Below are 17,720 nucleotides of genomic sequence, written 5' to 3'. Positions count from 1 at the left end.
CCCCCATCCCTGCCTTCCCCCAGCGGGGAAAGGAGTTCAATACCCCCTCACCCCTGCCCTCTCCCGCAAGCGGGAGAGGGAGTAAGTAGCAAATTCATAGCTGCCAGCGCTTGCTGTATGGGCACTGGAGCCATATTCCATTCAGAAATCCTGCGACTGATGCACCCCCAACTCCCTTCTACCTGCGCCGAGGCGCGCAGCCTGTGGGGTGGCATGTGCGGCCCATGCCGCACATGCTTCGTCCATCTGACTCGCCGCAGCTGTCTGAGCGAAGCGCTTACCAAGCGCGTAGCGAGTTCTGCGGCGCACCCCACAGGCGAGCACCGCAGGCTGCCCGGAGCGAAAGGCAGGGACGCAGGTAGCAGGGTCGCCTTTTCTTGGCTTACTTTCTTTTGGCGAAGCAAAAGAAAGTAAGTCGGCTGTCGGGCCGAGACCCGACTTCCTTCCTCACCACAAGCACACCGCCCCAACAGGCAACAACAAAGGCCCCCATCCCTGCCTTCCCCCAACGGGGGAAGGAGTTCACTACCCCCTCACCCCAGCCCTCTCCCGCAAGCGGGAGAGGGAGTGAGTAGCAAATTCATAGCTTCCAGCGCTTGCTGTATGGGCGCTGGAGGCATATTCCATTCAGAAATCCTGCGACTGATGCACCCCCAACTCCCTTCTACCTGCGCCGAGGCGCGCAGCCTGTGGGGTGGCATGTGCGGCCCATGCCGCACATGCTTCGTCCATCTGACTCGCCGCAGCTGTCTGAGCGAAGCGCTTACCAAGCGCGTAGCGAGTTCTGCGGCGCACCCCACAGGCGAGCACCGCAGGCTGCCCGGAGCGAAAGGCAGGGACGCAGGTAGCAGGGTCGCCTTTTCTTGGCTTACTTTCTTTTGGCGAAGCAAAAGAAAGTAAGGCGGCTGTCGGGCCGAGACCCGACTCCCTCCTTCAAGCAAAGCAAACCGCCACCACAAGAAGCAGAAAATCCCCAATTTCCCCCTGACGCTTTGTCATAACCTCACACCGCTTCCAAAAATAACCATAAAAACCGCATCCAGGCCTTATACAGAAAGCGCTTGCAGCTATGAAAAAATATTAATCACCTATACAGAATATGGATGAACGGCAGCAGCTGCAGGCGACCAGATACATCACAAGCTTTTCGCCTACAAAGGCACCAGATTTTTGATTATTTATTTGAAATAGATAATGATTCAGCGGATTAAGTAAAACAGGGATAAATAAATGCTTCCATCTATCCCTTCGTTATTTTTGTAAGTATTTACGAATTACAGAACGTGGCTTTTATTGCAAAATGTTTTGAGTTTTAACCACACTCACAACAACGATGGTGTCATCAGCCCGCCCCATGACACGGAGACACATGCATGAATGAAGTCATCACGACAAGCTATAACCCCCTGTACGTTGCCTTGTCTTTTGTCTGTGCATTTATGGGGGCCTACAGCGCCCTGACCTGCGTCTACAAGCTGCTGGCCTATCGCAAGGCGCATATCAACCACAGTCTGGACAAGCTCACGGGCAAGCGCCCACGCACATCCATGCTGCCCAGCTCGCAGATGTATTACGGCACGCTGTGTGTAGCGGGGCTGGCTTTTGGTGGGCTGGGGGTGTGGTGCATGCACTTTATTGGCACGCTGGCGCTGCAGCTGCCGGTGGCCGTGCATTACTCGCTCGATACCACGCTGCTGTCGCTGGTGGCGGCGGTGCTGGCTTCCATCTGCGGTCTGGGCATTGTGGCGGCCAACCCGTACAGCCTGCCACGGCTGGTGTGTGCCGGAGCCATTCTGGGTGTGGGTGTGAGCGCCATGCACTACCTGGGCATGTACAGCATGGAGTTTGATGGCTTTTTCCTGTGGGACTGGCCGCTGGTAGCCCTGTCCTGCCTGATTGCCTTTGTGGCGGCCACGGCAGGCCTGTGGCTGGCGTTTGCCACGTCTTCCAACGCCGCACGCTGGCTGGCTGCGGCGCTGATGGGCGGCGCGATCTGCGCCATGCACTACACCGGCATGGCGGCGGCCGATGTGGTCTGCACCACGCCAGTGACAGCGCTGCCTGAATCCGACAGTCTGGGTATGCTGACGGCGCTGCCCGTGCTGCTGGTGATGCTGATTGTGGTGATCAGTTTCCTGATCGCGCTGGTGCACATGTACGCGCGCCGCTTCAAGACCTGAAGCAGCTGCCACCAAGCAAAAAGCCCACTGACAGTTCTTGTCAGTGGGCTTTTTTTGAATTGGACGGCGACTCTTACGCGATCACCGTGTTACGGCAGAACGTCTCTGCAGCTGTCACTTGTATTTTTCTCGTCGAAGTGCTCGACGTACTGGCGTGAGATCAGCATTGTTTGCGCAAACAACCTGCTGATTATAAAAGATTGCTATCAAATATGCAAGCGCTTATATAAAACGCCTGCAGAGCCTCCATACGCTCAGGCATCAGCCTTGAAGCCGGTGCGCTCCACCACAGGTGCCCACTTGGCAATGTCCTGCTCCATCATGCGGGCAAAGTCGGCCTGGCTCATGGGCGTCATGCTGAAGGCCATCTCAGCCAGCGCGGCCTGCACCTTGGCCCCAGACAGGCTCTTGGCTGCTGCGGCGTGCAGGCGTGCCACCAGTTCAGGACTGGTGCCCTTGGGGGCCAGCAGGCCCATCCATTCCTGCGAAGTCAACGCAGGCAGGCCTTGCTCGGCAAAGGTAGGAACCTGGGGCAGCTGGCTCAGGCGCTCGGCGCTGCTCACGCCCAGCATGCGCACCTTGCCACTGCTCAGCTGTGCAATGGGTTCGCTGATGACGTTGAAGCTGGAGGCAATCTGCCCGGCCATGACGTCCTGCAGCGCCATGGCACCACCCTTGTAGGGCACATGCACATAGTTGAGGCCCATTTGCGCGGCAAACATTTCGCCCAGAAAGTGCATGGCCGTGCCTGCACCGGCAGAGCCAAACGAGGCTTTGTCTGGATTGGCCTTGAACCACTGCACCAGCTGCTCCAGGCTGGTGACGCTGTCAGGCACCATGGGGCCGATGTTGGCGCTGTACTGCAGCGCGCACAGCGAGGAAATGGGCATCAGATCAGTCTGCGGGTTGTAGCTGAGCTGGCGATAGACATGGGGGTAGATGGTCAGAATGGCGCCGGGTGACACCAGCAGGGTATTGCCATCGGGTTTGGCGTTTTTGACCACATCCACGGCAATGCGGCCGCCTGCACCGGGGCGGTTGTCCACGACCACAGGGGTGTTCAGTTCTTCAGCCAGATACAGGGCCAGCTGGCGTGCCACAAAGTCTGCGGAGCCGCCGGCGGTAAAACCCACCACCAGACGTATGGGCTGGTTGCTCCAGGCAGCCATGGGAGATACAGCAAGCGAGGCTGCCGAAGCAGCCAGAAAGTGACGGCGGGAGATCATGGGGATCAAGGCTTTCTCGACAAAACAGACAAAAGGGGCTTTCCAGTCAGCGTCTGGCCGAGATGTACACGCTCTCCTCCCTGCCCTTCTGTGGTGCGCCGCTGGTAGCAATGGTGGGAGATTCTAGGAAGCACACAGCAGCATTCACAGCCAAACACACACCCAAGCAGACGCAATTTTTTTGTTTGCACAGGGCTGTCAATTCGTATAGCACTGCAGTTTCATGCGCAGAAAACAAACACACTCAATAAAACTTCGCAAAAGCGCAGCCTAGTGCTTGTGATCTGCGAAACAGTCGCGCCCCATTTCACGCAAAAATATTGCGCAAATAGCGGCAATAGGCCTCACGTGTGGTCGATTATTGCGCCTTATCATGATTAATTAATAAGCAAAACAGGCTCTAACGCCCATCCAGCAAGCGCTGGAAGCTATGGTTTTAGATAACGCACTGGCTGACGCCGAAAAGCACTGTGGCCGATACTTGGCCTTTTCCCCGGCATGAACCATGCCCAGCATCAAGGAGAGTCTGTGCAATCAGCAAGCGACCAATGGTTTGACGAGGCGTACTACCAGCGCTTTTATTTCGACAAGAAAACCAGCGTGGTGGACCAGGAACACATTGAGCGGCTGGGCACATTTGTCTGCAGTTATCTGAAATACCTGCGCGTTCCCGTAACGAGGGTGCTGGATGTGGGCTGCGGCATCGGTCTGTGGAAGGATGTGGTGCAGCAGCAGTTTCCCGGCTGCAGCTACCAGGGCGTGGAGTTCAGCGAATATCTGTGCGAGCGCTTTGGCTGGACGCAAGGCTCGGTGGTGGACTACCAGAGCAGTGCGCCGTTTGACCTGGTGATCTGCCAGGGTGTACTGCCCTATCTAAGCCCTGCCGACCTGAAAAAAGCCCTGCGTAATCTGGGCCAGCTCTCGCGCGGTGCGCTGTATCTGGAAGCCGTGACGCGCGAGGACTATGAGCGCGACATCATTGACGAAGATCTGACCGACCCGCGCCTGTTCCGCCACCGTGCGGCACTGTACCGCCAGGGCCTGAGCCAGCACTTCAGCGCGCTGGGCGGCGGCCTGTGGCTGAGCCGCCAGTGCCCGGTGCCGGTGTTCGAGCTGGAATGCCCCGGCGGCGGGTATTGACGCTGCGTGGCAACGACAATCGTCGCCTTACATCATGTCTGCTGCCTCTACGCCCCCCGCCTTCCCCCATGCCGTCGCGCGTCTGCGCGCCCAGCGTCTGCTGCGCAGCACGCGCCCGTTTCTGGCCCGTGGTGGCCCCAAAGGGGAACGCTGCGAGGGCTGCCGCCTGCGCCCCACCCACTGCATGTGTGCACTGCGCCCACACCTGCCAACGCAGGCAGGCATCTGCCTGCTGATGCACGATGCCGAGCCACTCAAGCCCAGCAACACGGGCTGGCTGATTGCCGATGTGGTGCAGGACACTTTTGCCTTTGGCTGGAGCCGTACCGAGGTAGACCCAGCCCTGACCGCACTGCTGCAGGACCCGCAGTGGCAGCCCTATGTGGTCTTTCCCAGCGAATACGTAGAGCCTCCCGAGCGCGCCATTCACACGCTGCCAGCCGGGCAGGCACACAGCGGTAAGCGGCCGTTGTTCATCCTGCTGGATGCCACCTGGGCCGAGGCGCGCAAGATGTTCCGCAAGAGCCCGTATCTGGACAGCTTTCCGGTACTGGGTCTGCAGCCCGAGCAGATCTCGCGCTACCAGCTGCGCCGCTCCAAGCGTGACGACCACTTCTGCACCAGCGAGGTGGCCGCACTGTGCCTGGAGCTGTGTGCCCAGCCCCAGGACCAGCGTGCAGGACAGGTGCTGGAGCAGTATCTGGCCGTCTATACCCACCACTATCTGCAGGCCAAGAACCAGATGCCCGTGCAGTGGGACAGCAGCGAGCACCAGCAATTGCAGGCTGCCTTGCAACTGGCCAGTGCGGCTGACTCCGCCATCGCCAAAGGCGTTGGCGGCCAAGCCTTAGACAATAATTTGCATAACACTAACTTGTCTTAAGCCAGTGGGACAATGCCTGCAATCGCAGCACCACCGTGGTTGCTGCACCCTGAATTGCAAAGTGCCCCATGAAGTCTGTTGTGAAGTTGTCCCTGGCCTCTGCTGCATTGACTGCAGCTTTTTTCTCGAACATTGCCTGCGCAGCTGCGCCTGCGGTGGATTCCCCCACCCTCAAGCGCTGGCAGGAGGGTGGCACGGTGGTGATTGGTGTGCGTGAGAGCGCCACCCCCATGTCCTACGCGCTGGGTGCCAACGAAAAGTTTGTGGGCTACCACACCGAACTGTGCGAAAAAGTGGTGCAGACCATTGCGCCCAAGGCGCAGCTCAAATACATGGTGCTGACACCCCAGAACACCATGCCCCTGATCCAGAACGGCACGGCCGACTTCAACTGCGCCAGCATGACCAACAGCCTCAAGCGCCAGGACCAGGTCGCTTTTGGCCTGACCACCTATGTGAGCGAAGTGCGCATGGCTGTGGCCAAGGACCAGCCTATCACCAGCTTCAAGCAGCTCGATGGCAAGAAAGCCGTGGCACTGACCGGCACCACGGCTGTGCAAATTCTGCGCCGCTTTGCTGCGGAGCATGACATCAAGATCCAGACCGTCATGGCCAAGGACCAGTACGAAGCCTTCCTGCTGCTGGAGTCAGGCCGTGTGGATGCCTTTGTGCTGGACGACAACATGCTCGCTGGCGTGATTGCACAGAGCAAGCACCCCGAGGGTTTCAAGATCGTGGGTGAAGTGATCGGTGCTGAGCCCATTGCCATTCAGTTCAGCAAGGACGACCCCGCCATCAAGCAGGCGGTGGACGATGTGATCCGCCAGATGATGGCCAATGGCGAGCTGGAAAAGCTCTACAACAAGTACTACACCCAGCCGATTCCACCCAAGCACATGAATCTGAACCTGCCCATGGGTGACACGCTGAAGAAGATGATTGCCAACCCTAACGATGTGCCTGTCGAGCAGTTCGACACCGTGCGCTAAAGCCTGCGCAGCATAAAAAAACCGCCGGAGTCCCCGGCGGTTTTTTGCTGGTGCAGCGCCCACTCAGAGCAGCTTGCCGCTGCCCCTGCGGCGTGCCAGCCAGGCGATGATTTCGCCCATGACGCCACGGCGGAAGGCCAGCACGCAGATCACAAAGATCAAGCCAGTGACAATGGTCACGGACTCGCCCAGAGTGCTGAACCATTCCACCCCGGTGGCCTTGGACAGCCAGGTGCCAAAGTCGCCAATCTTGTTTTCCAGCGCCACCACAATAGCCGAACCCACGATGGGGCCAGACAGCGTGCCCAGGCCGCCGATCAGCGTCATCAGAATCACATGGCCCGAGGTGGTCCAGTGCACATCCGACAGCGTGGCAAAGCCCAGCACCACGGTCTTGAGCGCACCAGCCAGACCGGTCAATCCAGCCGAGAGTACAAACACCAGCAGCTTGAAGCGGTTCACGTCATAGCCCAGTGAAATAGCACGGGGCTCGTTTTCCTTGATGGCCTTGAGCACCTGCCCGAAGGGCGAATGCACGGTGCGCACAATGAGCAAGAAGCCCAGCACCACGATGACCAGCGCCACGTAGTACATGGTCAGGTCATTGCTCAGGTCAATCAGGCCAAACAGCTTGCCGCGTGGCACGCCCTGCAGGCCGTCTTCACCGCCGGTAAACGGCATCTGCAGGCAGACGAAGAACAGCATCTGCGCCAGCGCCAGCGTGATCATGGAAAAGTAGATGCCCTGACGGCGAATGGCCAGCCAGCCAGCCACCAGACCAATGGCAGCACCACCCAGCGTACCGAGGATGATGCCAATCTCAGGCGTCACACCCCAGACCTTGATGGTGTGACCTGCCATATAGGCTGCGCCACCCAGAAAGGCAGCGTGACCGAAGGACAGCAGTCCCGTGTAGCCCAGCAGCAGGTTAAAGGCCGAGGCAAACAGCGCGAAGCACATGAGCTTCATCACAAACACGGGATACGCGCCGAAGAAGGGAGCCAGAATCAGGGCCAGCAGCAGCACGCCGTAGCCAAGGAATGCAAGTTTCTTGGTAGTCATGGTGTGTGCCCCTCTTTATTTCTCTTTGCCAAACAGGCCTGCGGGGCGAATCAGCAAAACAATGACCATGATGACGAACACCACGGTGGACGATGCTTCGGGGTAGAACACCTTGGTCAGGCCTTCCACCACACCCAGGCCCAGCCCGGTGAGGATGGAGCCCATGATGGAGCCCATGCCCCCGATCACCACCACGGCGAACACCACGATGATGAGGTTCTGCCCCATCAGCGGCGTGACCTGGTAGACGGGTGCAGCCAGCACACCGGCAAAGGCCGCCAGTCCCACGCCAAAGGCATAGGTCAGCGTGACCATGAGGGGCACGTTGATGCCAAAGGCTTCCACCAGACGCGGGTTTTCCGTACCAGCGCGCAGGTAGGCACCAAGGCGGGTTTTCTCAATCACATACCAGGTGGCCATACAGACGACCACGGATGCCACCACCACCCAGACGCGGTAGTTGGGCAGCATCATGAAGCCAAGGTCGGAGGCCCCTTCGAGCAGCTCGGGCGTGTCATAGCCCAGGCCCGAGACACCGTAGACCGAGCGGAACACGCCTTCGATCAGCAGCGACAGGCCCAGCGTCAGCAGCAGGCCGTACAGGTGGTCGAGCTTGTAGATCCAGCGCAGCAGAAAGCGCTCGATCAGCACACCAAACAGCCCCACGATGATGGGAGCCAGAATCAGCATCACCCAGTAGTTGATGCCGAAGTAGTTCATGGCCATCCAGGTGACCATGGCCCCCATCATGAACAGTGCGCCGTGCGCAAAGTTGATGACGTTCAGCAGACCAAAGATCACGGCCAGCCCAAGGCTCAAGATCGCATAAAACGAGCCATTGACCAGCCCCAGCAGCAGCTGGCTCAGCAGGCCCGGCAATGAGACACCGAAGATTTCCATGAGAAAGACGCGGTTGGGTAAACAAAAGGCCTTCCGCACAGCGCGGCAGCACGCTGGTGGCCTGCTGCCGTACAAGTCTGTGCATGGGCGGGAACGCTGCACGCCAGGTACGGCGTGCAGCGGGGGCTCACATCAAAGTAGCTGGCACCACGCGGCAAATCGGTGATCTGCAGTGGCGCGCACAGCGCTTACTTCCACAGAGCGCACTTGCTTTCTTCCTTGGTGGTCCAGACCTGATCAGGAGTGAGCTTGGTCACGACCTTGTAGTAGTCCCATGGGCCTTTGGATTCGGCCGGCGACTTCACCTGCATCAGGTACATGTCGTGTGCGTAGCGGCCATCAGGGCGGATCATGCCTTCGGCATAGAAGTCCTTGAGCGGCTCGCTCTTGAGCACTTCCATCACCTTGTCCGCATCCAGTGTGCCGGCCTTTTCTACAGCCTTCAGATAGTTCATGGTGGCCGAGTAGTTGGCGGCCTGCACGTCAGTAGGCATGCGCTTGGTCTTGTCCTGGAACTTCTTGCCAAAGGCGCGGGTTTCGTCGTTCAGGTTCCAGTCCCAGCTGGTGGTCAGCAGCAGGCCTTCGGTATTGCGCAGGCCCAGCGAGTGCACATCGGTCAGGAACACCAGCAGGCCAGCAAGCTTCATGTTCTTGTTGATGCCGAACTCCTTGGCTGCCTTGATGGTGTTGATGGTGTCACCACCGGCGTTGGCCAGTCCCAGAATCTGGGCCTTGGAGTTCTGTGCCTGCAGCAGGAAGCTGGAGAAGTCCGAAGCGTTCAGCGGATGGCGCACGCTGCCCTTGACGTTACCGCCCTTGGCCTTGACCACGTTAGCCGTGTCGTTCTCCAGCGAATGGCCAAAGGCGTAGTCCGCTGTCAGGAAGAACCATTCCTTGCCGCCGTTATCGACCACGGCACCGCCTGTGCCCTTGGCCAGCGCCACCGTGTCATAGGCGTAGTGAATGGTGTAGGGCGAGCACTGCTCATTGGTCAGGGCCGAAGTGCCTGCGCCATTGTTGATGTAGACGCGCTTTTTCTCCTGCGCCACCTTGGCCAGCGCCAGGGCCACGCCAGAGTTGGTGCCGCCCAGCAGCATGCTCAGGTCTTGTGTGTCAATCCACTCGCGCGCCTTGGTGGCGGCAATGTCGGGCTTGTGCTGGTGATCCAGCGTCAGCAGCTCGATGGGCTTGCCCAGCACCTTGCCGCCGAAGTCGTCAATCGCCATCTGAATGGCAACTGCACCGTTCTTGCCGTCTACGTCTGCATAGTTGCTGGACATGTCGGTGATAAAGCCGATCTTGACCTTGTCTGGTGCTTGCGCGTGGGCCATGCCAGCCATGGCCAGAGAGAGGGCGAGCGCAGTCAAAGGGGTACGCAGTGCGTGCATGTTTGTCTCCTTGTTGATATAGGTATGTTTCTGTGTTGGTGCAATGCAGATGGGGTCAGACACCCAGCAATTCATTGAGCACGGGCATCTTGGCTTGCAGCTGCGGCGCATCAAAGGTCTCGACGATGCGGCCATGCTCCATGACGTAGAAGCGATCGGCCAGCGGTGCGGCAAAGCGGAAGTTCTGCTCCACCATGACGATGGTGTAGCCCTTGGCCCGCAGCGTGGTGATCATGCGTGCCAGTGCCTGCACGATCACGGGAGCCAGGCCTTCGGAAATTTCATCGAGCAGCAGCAGCCGTGCCCCCGTGCGCAGAATGCGCGCCACGGCCAGCATCTGCTGCTCACCACCGGACAGGCGCGTGCCCTGGCTGTGGCGGCGCTCGGCGAGGTTGGGGAACATGTCGTAGATTTCCTCCACGCTCATGCCTTCATGGCCGGTCTTGAGCTGTGGGGGCAGCAGCAGGTTTTCTTCGCACGAGAGGCTGGCAAAAATGCCCCGCTCTTCAGGGCAGTAACCCACGCCGTAGTGCGCAATCTTGTGCGTGGGCAGGCCAATGGTTTCATGCCCATTAATCTTGACCGAGCCCTTGCGCGCGCCGGTCAACCCCATGACGGCGCGCATGGTGGACGTGCGCCCTGCCCCATTGCGCCCCAGCAGGGTGACGACTTCGCCGGGGTAGACCACCATGTCCACGCCATGCAGAACATGGGATTCGCCATACCAGGCTTCGAGGTTGCGGATTTCGAGGGCAGGTGTGGTGTTGTTGTGTGCTGTCGCGGCCATGGTTCAGTGCGCTCCTTGCAGTTGTCCTTCGGTGCTGCCCATATAGGCTTCCATCACCTGGGGGTTGCGGGAGACTTCGCTGTAGTTGCCCTCAGCCAGCACGGCGCCGCGCTGCAGCACGGTGATGCGGTCGGCGATCGTGGAGATCACCTTCATGTTGTGCTCCACCATGAGGATGGTGCGACCCGCCGAGACTTTCTTGATGAGCTGGGTGACGCGGTCTACGTCTTCGTGGCCCATGCCCTGCGTGGGTTCGTCCAGCAGCATGAGCTCAGGCTCCATGGCCAGCGTGGTGGCAATCTCCAGCGCACGCTTGCGGCCGTAAGGCAGGTTGACGGTGACTTCATCCGCCATGTCTGCCAGGCCTACTTCGTCCAGCAGCTGCATGGCGCGGTCATTGAGCTGGCTCAGCGTTTTTTCGCTCTTCCAGAAGTGAAAAGCCGTACCCAGCTGGCGCTGCAGACCAATGCGCACGTTCTCCAGCAAGGTCAGGTGCGGAAACACGGCCGAGATCTGGAACGAGCGAATCACACCGCGACGCGCAATCTGTGCAGGTGCTTCGCGGGTGATGTCGATGCCGTTGAAGCGGATCTCGCCCGAAGTCGGCTCCAGAAACTTGGTCAGCAGGTTGAAGCACGTGGTCTTGCCCGCACCGTTGGGGCCAATCAGCGCATGGATGCTGCCGCGCTGCACCGAAAGATTCACATCGCTCACGGCGGTAAAGCCTTTGAACGCTTTGGTGAGATGGGTGGTTTGAAGAATGACGTCGCTCATGGCGGCCAGGCTGCTCCGTGTTGGCAGTGCTGCAGGCCGGGGCTTCTGGCCCTGTGGCTGGCATGCACCGTGTCAAATGTTGCAGCGCATCGTATGGGCGAGCTTTCCGACTACGCACTAGGAGTTGTGCCTAAGCTTTTCAACTTAGGCAGTTACCCTAGCGACAAAAAAAGCCTTCAACTCCCTTAAATATCAATGCAAAAACAAAGAGTGATTGCACACATTCACAAGATTCAAAGAGTCAACCAAAGCCAATTTGGACGGCTTTTTTTACGGTGTATCTCGGGCTGGATGTGAAGCCGCAATCGCTTGGCTCTACAGGTTTTTGCTAAAAAAATAGCTGCCAGCGCTTGATTCATAAGGATTTGCGAAAACATTTGCCCGCAATCCCTTACAGCATCTGCGCAAGCAGCTCACTTTTTTAGAATTTGCAGCTTTGGGATGTCCTGCAACAGCCGATCAACGGCAGCATCAACGGCATGCAACGCAGAGGTTTCCAGGGCTACTGCAGCGTTTCCTTGCTGCTCTTGGGCAGAGCCAGCGGCATGACAGGCACGCCCTCCTCCAGCAGTTCCATGGCCTGCTGAGGCGTGGCCTGGCCACGGATGGGACGCTCGGGCTCCTCGCCCTTGTGCATGCGCAAAGCTTCTTCCGCAAAGCGCTCGCCCACGTCCTCGGTCTTGGTTGCAATTTTGCGCGAGACTTCCAGCCATGCTGCCTGCAGGGCATGCAGCTTGCGACGGTCTGCCTCATCGGGCACAGGAGCTGGCGCAGCTGCGGCAGGCTGCGCCCCAAGGTTCAGGCGCGGGGCACTCAGGCCCTTGCGCAATTCCTTGCTGCCACACATGGGGCATTCCACCAGGCCGCGATCGAGCTGACTGCGGAAATCCTCTTCCGAAGCAAACCAGCCTTCAAATACATGGTCCAGGGGGCAATGGAGGTCAAACACCTTCATGGCAGCAGCAGATCCGTAAGCTTGAAACCAACAAAGAAAAAGGCAGAGTCAGTGCTCTGCCTTGGCGTACAGAAGCCGCAAGTTTAGCGGCTGCGACGCTTGGTGAGGTAGCGCCAGACAAAGCCAGGAAAGGCCAGTGTCAGGAACAGCGTGGCTGTGATGGCATAGAACTCCCAGCCCTGCGGGTAGATCTGCCCGGCACGGCGCTCCAGCAGCAAAGCCAGTGCACCTACCAGGAAATACAGCAGCACCAGCTCCAGCAGGCGCCCCCACAGGGGCTTGACAGGCTTGGCCACAGGCCCGGCAATCAGCCAGCGCTCATTCAGAAAAGGCAAATTGGCGGCCACGAGGGCCGCCAGAATTACGAGCCAGATGGAAGCAGTTTGAGTCACGCTTCACATTATGGGTCAGGATGCCAGCGCTCGGACAATCGCATCCGCGCACAGCGACATCAAACCACCAGGAACAATGCCCAGGATCAAAACCAGTGCACCGTTCACCGTCAGCACGGCACGCACATCCAGAGGAGCGGACACGGCCACAGCAGTCAGCGGCTTGTCAAAGTACATGACCTTGATCACGCGCAGGTAGTAGAAGGCACCAATCAGCGACATGATCACGGCGAACACGGCCAGACCGATGTAGAAGCTCTCACCCGAAGCCACCAGTGCCTGCAGCACGGACAGCTTGGCATAGAAGCCCACCAGCGGAGGAATACCGGCCATGGAGAACAGGCACACCGCCATGATGCCTGCGTACAGGGGGCTGCGCTGGTTCAGACCAGCCAGGTCGGCAATCTCTTCGCTCTCAAAGCCTTCGCGCGACAGCAGCATGATCACGCCGAAGGTCGCCAGCGTGGTCAGCACATAGGTCACCACGTAGAACATGGAGGAGCTGTAGGCATTGGCTGCACGGGTAGGATCGATTTCCGTACCGATCACACCCGACAGCAGACCCAGCAGCACAAAGCCCATCTGTGCGATCGTGGAGTAAGCCAGCATACGCTTGAGGTTGGTCTGGGCAATCGCTGCCACGTTACCCACCACCAGCGAAGCAATGGCCAGCACGGTCAGCATCTGCTGCCAGTCCACAGCCAGCGGCAGCATGCCATCCACCAGCAGGCGGATCACGATGGCAAATGCAGCCAGCTTGGGAGCGCCACCAATCAGCGCAGTGATGGCTGTAGGCGCACCCTGGTACACATCAGGCACCCACATGTGGAAGGGGGCCACGCCCAGCTTGAAGGCCAGACCTGCCACCACAAAGACCAGACCGAATACCAGCACCTGGTGCTTGAGTTCACCGGAGCTGATGGCCTTGAACACTTCGCCGATGTCCAGCGAACCCGTCGCACCGTAGACCATGGACAGGCCATACAGCAGGAAGCCCGATGCCAGAGAACCCAGCACGAAGTACTTCATGGCCGCTTCGGTAGCCAGAGTGTGATCACGGCGCAGCGCCACCAGTGCGTAGCTGGACAGGGTCAGTAGTTCCAGACCCAGGTAGATCAGCAGCAGGTTGTTGGCGCTGATCATGATGAACATGCCCAGCAGCGCAAAAATCGACAGGCTGAACAGTTCACCGCCACGCAGCATGCCGCGGTCTGCGGAATAAGGACGGGCGTAGACCAGGGTCACCATCATGGCGACGGTAGCAAAGCACTTGAGCCAGTTGCCCATGGCGTCAGAGACCACCATGTTGCCCCAGCCGTAGAAGGTGTTGCCGCTCAAAGCGTAGTTGGCCTGCATGATGGCGACTACGAGCAGCGTCAACATGGTCAGCGCGTAGGTGCCAGTGCGGCGAGCGCTTTTTACGCCCAGATCCACCAAGGTGATCACGCACCCCATGATGAAGAGCACGATCTCGGGGTAGATCGAAAGCCAGCTGATGTTGTCAATCATCTCAATCTCTCAGTTCAGTCTGGTCAAGGAAGCTTGGATTGGGCGACATGCTTGAGCAGCTCAGCCACCGAGGGGTCCATGACATCAGTGAAAGGCTTTGGATACAAGCCCATGTACAGCACGGCCACAGCCAGGATCGCGAGGATCAGGAACTCGCGGCAGCCGATGTCCTGCAGATTCTTGACGTTGTCGTTGGTCACAGGACCCAGGTACACACGCTTGTACATCCACAGGGTGTAGGCAGCGCCGAAGATCAGCGCAGTCGCTGCCATCAGACCAACCCAGAAGTCATACTGCACAGCACCCAGAATCACCATCCACTCACCAACGAAGCCGGCCGTAGCTGGCAGACCGCAGTTGGCCATGGCAAACAGCAGCGCAAAGGCAGCGAACTTGGGCATGGTGTTGACCACACCGCCGTAGGAAGCGATTTCACGCGAGTGCACACGGTCGTACAGCACGCCGATACACAGGAACATGGCAGCCGACACAAAGCCGTGGGCAATCATCTGCACGATGCCACCGGCCACGCCAATCTCGTTGAAGATGAAAAAGCCCAGTGTCACAAAGCCCATGTGTGCCACGGACGAATAAGCCACCAGCTTCTTCATGTCCTTTTGCACCAGCGCCACCATACCCACGTAGATCACGGCAATCAGGGACAGCGCAATGATCAGGCCCGCCCATTCACGCGATGCGTCAGGAGCGATGGGCAGCGAGAAACGCAGGAAACCGTAGGCACCGAGCTTCAGCATGATGGCTGCCAGCACGGCAGAACCACCTGTAGGCGCTTCCACGTGCACGTCTGGCAGCCAGGTGTGTACGGGGAACATGGGCACCTTCACCGCAAAGGCAGCGAAGAAGGCAAAGAACACCAGCGTCTGAGGCAGCATACCCAGAGGCAGCTTGTGCCAGGTCTGGATGTCAAAGCTGCCGCCCGACACGTTGTACAGGTAGATCACGGCCACCAGTGTGAGCAGCGAGCCCATCAAGGTGTACAGGAAGAACTTGAACGCGGCGTAGATACGGTTGGGGCCCCCCCAGATACCAATGATGAGGTACATGGGGATCAGCGTGGCTTCGAAGAACACGTAGAACAGCAGGCCGTCCAGTGCTGCGAACACGCCAATCATCAGACCCGACAGGATCAGGAAGGCGCCCATGTACTGGTTCACACGCTCTGTGATGCTTTCCCAGGAGGTCAGCACCACGATGACGGTGATAAAGGCAGTCAGAGGCACGAACCAGAACGACAGACCATCGAGACCCAGGTGGTAGTGGATATTGAAGCGTTCAATCCACAGCATCTTTTCGACGAACTGCATGTTCGCCGAAGAGGTATCAAAGCCCGTGTACAGCGGGATCGTGACCAGCAAGCCCAGGATGGAGCCGATCAGCGCGACCCAGCGCACAGCACGTGCGCAGGAATCTTTGCCGAAGGCCAGCAACAGAACACCAAAGACAATTGGCGTCCAAATGGCAAGACTCAACAAACCCATTTTTGTTCTTCCTTACTTGTTGAGCCACACGAAGTAGGTCATGAGCGCAAAGATGCCCAGAATCATGACCAACGCGTAGTGGTAGATGTAACCAGACTGGAGCCAGCGGATCACCGAAGCGATCTTGCCCACCAGCTTCCACGAACCATTCACGACAGCGCCGTCAATCAGTGCCTGGTCGCCAACCTTCCAGAACACCGTACCGAAGCAGCGCGCACCGCGTGCAAACACGTTTTCGTAGACCCAGTCCACACCGTACTTGCCTTCCAGCACCTGGTACAGACCAATCTTCTTGCTCACGGCCATGACGGCGGCAGGAATCTCAGGCTTGACCATGTAGCACACATAGGACACAGCCACACCAGCCAGAGCCAGCCAGAAAGGAGCTGTCTGGAAGCCGTGCAGAGCCATGGCCAGCCAGCCGTGGATGTTTTCTGCCAGGTAGGCCATTGCAGGGTGCTTGGCCGCATCGACGTAGATCACGCCCTTGAAGAAGTCACCGAACAGCATGGGCATCAGCGCCATTGCACCGATCACCACCGAAGGGATCGCCAGCAGCAGCAGAGGACCTGTCACCACCCATGGAGACTCATGGGGCTTGGCATCGTGGCCATGGCCGTGGTCATCGTGCGCGTGATGGTCGTCGGGGTGCGCATCGGGGTTCTGGTCATAGCGCTCCTTGCCGTGGAATACCAGCCAGTACAGACGGAAGGAGTAGAACGCGGTGATGAACACGCCAGTCAGCACGGCAAAAGTTGCAAAGCCGGAGGCAGGCAGGTTGGAGGCATGCACCGCTTCAATGATGGCGTCCTTGGAGTAGAAGCCAGAGAAGAACGGTGTACCGATCAGTGCCAGATTACCCAGCAGGAAGGTGATCCAGGTGATAGGCATGTACTTGCGCACGCCACCCATCCAGCGGATGTCCTGGTTATGGTGCATGCCCATGATCACGGAACCAGCCCCGAGGAACAGCAGTGCCTTGAAGAAGGCGTGGGTCATCAGGTGGAACACAGCCACGGAGTAAGCAGAAGCGCCCAGCGCCACAGTCATGTAGCCCAGCTGAGACAGCGTGGAGTACGCAATCACGCGCTTGATGTCGTTCTGGATGATGCCCAGGATACCCATGAACAGGGCTGTGATGGCACCGATCACCAGGATGAAGTTCAGTGCCACATCCGACAGCTCATACAGCGGCGACATGCGCGAGACCATGAAGATACCAGCCGTCACCATGGTCGCAGCGTGAATCAGCGCCGAGATGGGGGTAGGACCTTCCATGGAGTCTGGCAGCCAGGCATGCAGCGGGAACTGCGCCGACTTGCCCATGGCACCGATGAACAGGCAGATCGCCGTCACGGTCACCAGCGACCACTCGGTACCAGGCATGGCCAGCAGCGAGAACTCAGGCAGCTTGGCGAAGATCTCGTTGTAGTTCAGGCTGCCGGTGTATGCCGCGATCAGGCCAATACCCAGAATGAAGCCAAAGTCACCCACACGGTTGACCAGGAAGGCCTTCATGTTGGCAAAAATCGCCGTAGGCTTCTTGTAGTAGAAGCCGATCAGCAGGTAGGACACCAGACCCACTGCTTCCCAGCCGAAGAACAGCTGCAGCAGGTTGTTGCTCATCACCAGCATCAGCATGGAGAAGGTGAAGAGCGAGATGTAGGAGAAGAAACGGTTGTAGCCGTCGTCCTCAGCCATGTAGCCCATGGTGTAGATGTGCACCATCAGCGACACAAAGGTCACCACGCACATCATCATGGCTGTGAGGGAGTCGATCATGAAACCGACTTCCATCTTCAGATCGCCCACGGTCATCCACTCATAGATGGTGGCGTTGAAGCTGGCACCTTCAAACACCACAGCCTTGAACACCAGAGCCGAGAGGATGAAGGAAAGCAGCACACCCAAAATGGTGAGCGAGTGGCTGACGCCACGACCGAACTTGTTACCGCCAAAGGCGGTACCGAATATGCCTGCCAGTACAGAGCCCGCCAGCGGGGCCAGCGGTACTGCCAAGAGCATGGATGCAGAAA

15 protein-coding genes are annotated in these 17,720 nt (G+C 58.7%); 4 read left to right on the top strand and 11 right to left on the bottom strand.

Features of this window, described 5'->3' with window-relative positions; genetic code table 11:
• Positions 1-1,373: 1,373 nt before the first annotated feature.
• Positions 1,374-2,180 carry an MHYT domain-containing protein gene (locus F7P80_RS08850; RefSeq protein WP_151044081.1) on the top strand — a complete coding sequence of 269 codons (807 nt, stop codon included), beginning with the start codon at positions 1,374-1,376 and terminating at the stop codon, positions 2,178-2,180.
• A gap of 254 nt (positions 2,181-2,434) precedes the next feature.
• Here the strand turns inward: F7P80_RS08850 and F7P80_RS08845 are convergent, their stop codons facing one another.
• Positions 2,435-3,406 (bottom strand): Bug family tripartite tricarboxylate transporter substrate binding protein, encoded by a 972-nt coding sequence (locus F7P80_RS08845; RefSeq protein WP_151044077.1) that lies wholly within the window; start codon positions 3,404-3,406, stop codon positions 2,435-2,437.
• 528 nt (positions 3,407-3,934) lie between these two features.
• Between F7P80_RS08845 and F7P80_RS08840 the strand changes: the two genes are divergently transcribed.
• The 3 genes from F7P80_RS08840 (at position 3,935) to F7P80_RS08830 (ending at position 6,418) form a co-directional block, all read left to right on the top strand.
• A complete protein-coding gene (locus tag F7P80_RS08840) occupies positions 3,935-4,546 on the top strand; it encodes a class I SAM-dependent methyltransferase (protein WP_151044074.1) in 612 nt (203 codons plus the stop codon).
• Positions 4,547-4,580: 34 nt separating this feature from the next.
• Complete coding sequence (locus tag F7P80_RS08835; RefSeq protein ID WP_080025138.1) at positions 4,581-5,429, top strand: tRNA-uridine aminocarboxypropyltransferase; 849 nt, start codon at positions 4,581-4,583, stop codon at positions 5,427-5,429.
• Positions 5,430-5,497: 68 nt separating this feature from the next.
• The gene (locus tag F7P80_RS08830; protein ID WP_080025139.1) at positions 5,498-6,418 is read left to right on the top strand and encodes a transporter substrate-binding domain-containing protein; all 921 of its coding nucleotides are present in this window, start codon (positions 5,498-5,500) and stop codon (positions 6,416-6,418) included.
• Between the two features lie 63 nt (positions 6,419-6,481).
• Here the strand turns inward: F7P80_RS08830 and F7P80_RS08825 are convergent, their stop codons facing one another.
• The 10 genes from F7P80_RS08825 to nuoL all read right to left on the bottom strand — a co-directional run bounded on the left by F7P80_RS08825 (position 6,482) and on the right by nuoL (position 17,709).
• Positions 6,482-7,480: a branched-chain amino acid ABC transporter permease gene (locus F7P80_RS08825; protein ID WP_054066757.1), complete on the bottom strand. Its 999-nt coding sequence runs from the start codon at positions 7,478-7,480 to the stop codon at positions 6,482-6,484.
• Between the two features lie 15 nt (positions 7,481-7,495).
• A complete protein-coding gene (locus F7P80_RS08820) occupies positions 7,496-8,380 on the bottom strand; it encodes a branched-chain amino acid ABC transporter permease (RefSeq protein WP_054066758.1) in 885 nt (294 codons plus the stop codon).
• Between the two features lie 188 nt (positions 8,381-8,568).
• Positions 8,569-9,768 carry an ABC transporter substrate-binding protein gene (locus F7P80_RS08815; RefSeq protein ID WP_077345226.1) on the bottom strand — a complete coding sequence of 400 codons (1,200 nt, stop codon included), beginning with the start codon at positions 9,766-9,768 and terminating at the stop codon, positions 8,569-8,571.
• A gap of 55 nt (positions 9,769-9,823) precedes the next feature.
• The gene (locus tag F7P80_RS08810; protein ID WP_058880137.1) at positions 9,824-10,555 is read right to left on the bottom strand and encodes an ABC transporter ATP-binding protein; all 732 of its coding nucleotides are present in this window, start codon (positions 10,553-10,555) and stop codon (positions 9,824-9,826) included.
• A gap of 3 nt (positions 10,556-10,558) precedes the next feature.
• The gene (locus F7P80_RS08805; RefSeq protein WP_054066760.1) at positions 10,559-11,329 is read right to left on the bottom strand and encodes an ABC transporter ATP-binding protein; all 771 of its coding nucleotides are present in this window, start codon (positions 11,327-11,329) and stop codon (positions 10,559-10,561) included.
• A 502-nt stretch (positions 11,330-11,831) separates the two neighbouring features.
• Complete coding sequence (locus F7P80_RS08800) at positions 11,832-12,284, bottom strand: DUF1178 family protein (RefSeq protein ID WP_151044071.1); 453 nt, start codon at positions 12,282-12,284, stop codon at positions 11,832-11,834.
• A gap of 83 nt (positions 12,285-12,367) precedes the next feature.
• Positions 12,368-12,676, bottom strand: coding sequence for a DUF2818 family protein (locus F7P80_RS08795; RefSeq protein WP_054066762.1), 309 nt, complete (start codon positions 12,674-12,676; stop codon positions 12,368-12,370).
• Between the two features lie 15 nt (positions 12,677-12,691).
• Positions 12,692-14,185, bottom strand: a complete 1,494-nt coding sequence (nuoN, locus tag F7P80_RS08790) for an NADH-quinone oxidoreductase subunit NuoN (protein WP_054066763.1) — start codon at positions 14,183-14,185, stop codon at positions 12,692-12,694.
• 23 nt (positions 14,186-14,208) lie between these two features.
• Positions 14,209-15,684 carry an NADH-quinone oxidoreductase subunit M gene (locus F7P80_RS08785; RefSeq protein WP_151044069.1) on the bottom strand — a complete coding sequence of 492 codons (1,476 nt, stop codon included), beginning with the start codon at positions 15,682-15,684 and terminating at the stop codon, positions 14,209-14,211.
• A gap of 12 nt (positions 15,685-15,696) precedes the next feature.
• On the bottom strand, positions 15,697-17,709 hold the full coding sequence (nuoL, locus tag F7P80_RS08780) for an NADH-quinone oxidoreductase subunit L (protein ID WP_151044066.1): 2,013 nt from the start codon (positions 17,707-17,709) through the stop codon (positions 15,697-15,699).
• Positions 17,710-17,720 lie beyond the last annotated feature (11 nt).

It is taken from the genome of Comamonas kerstersii (assembly GCF_008801935.1).
In the GTDB taxonomy this organism is placed as follows: Bacteria; Pseudomonadota; Gammaproteobacteria; order Burkholderiales; family Burkholderiaceae_C; genus Comamonas; species Comamonas kerstersii.
The sequence above is the reverse complement of the archived record's forward strand: the minus strand, read 5'-3'. Positions and strand labels throughout refer to the sequence as shown.

Coding starts and splice junctions, on each gene's coding strand:
- F7P80_RS08815 (WP_077345226.1), bottom strand. CDS start 9,768: ATGCACGCACTGCGTACCCCTTTGACTGCGCTCGCCCTCTCTCTGGCC.
- F7P80_RS08835 (WP_080025138.1), top strand. CDS start 4,581: ATGTCTGCTGCCTCTACGCCCCCCGCCTTCCCCCATGCCGTCGCGCGT.
- F7P80_RS08845 (WP_151044077.1), bottom strand. CDS start 3,406: ATGATCTCCCGCCGTCACTTTCTGGCTGCTTCGGCAGCCTCGCTTGCT.
- F7P80_RS08805 (WP_054066760.1), bottom strand. CDS start 11,329: ATGAGCGACGTCATTCTTCAAACCACCCATCTCACCAAAGCGTTCAAA.
- F7P80_RS08800 (WP_151044071.1), bottom strand. CDS start 12,284: ATGAAGGTGTTTGACCTCCATTGCCCCCTGGACCATGTATTTGAAGGC.
- F7P80_RS08850 (WP_151044081.1), top strand. CDS start 1,374: ATGAATGAAGTCATCACGACAAGCTATAACCCCCTGTACGTTGCCTTG.
- F7P80_RS08810 (WP_058880137.1), bottom strand. CDS start 10,555: ATGGCCGCGACAGCACACAACAACACCACACCTGCCCTCGAAATCCGC.
- F7P80_RS08785 (WP_151044069.1), bottom strand. CDS start 15,684: ATGGGTTTGTTGAGTCTTGCCATTTGGACGCCAATTGTCTTTGGTGTT.
- nuoN (WP_054066763.1), bottom strand. CDS start 14,185: ATGATTGACAACATCAGCTGGCTTTCGATCTACCCCGAGATCGTGCTC.
- F7P80_RS08830 (WP_080025139.1), top strand. CDS start 5,498: ATGAAGTCTGTTGTGAAGTTGTCCCTGGCCTCTGCTGCATTGACTGCA.
- F7P80_RS08820 (WP_054066758.1), bottom strand. CDS start 8,380: ATGGAAATCTTCGGTGTCTCATTGCCGGGCCTGCTGAGCCAGCTGCTG.
- nuoL (WP_151044066.1), bottom strand. CDS start 17,709: ATGCTCTTGGCAGTACCGCTGGCCCCGCTGGCGGGCTCTGTACTGGCA.
- F7P80_RS08825 (WP_054066757.1), bottom strand. CDS start 7,480: ATGACTACCAAGAAACTTGCATTCCTTGGCTACGGCGTGCTGCTGCTG.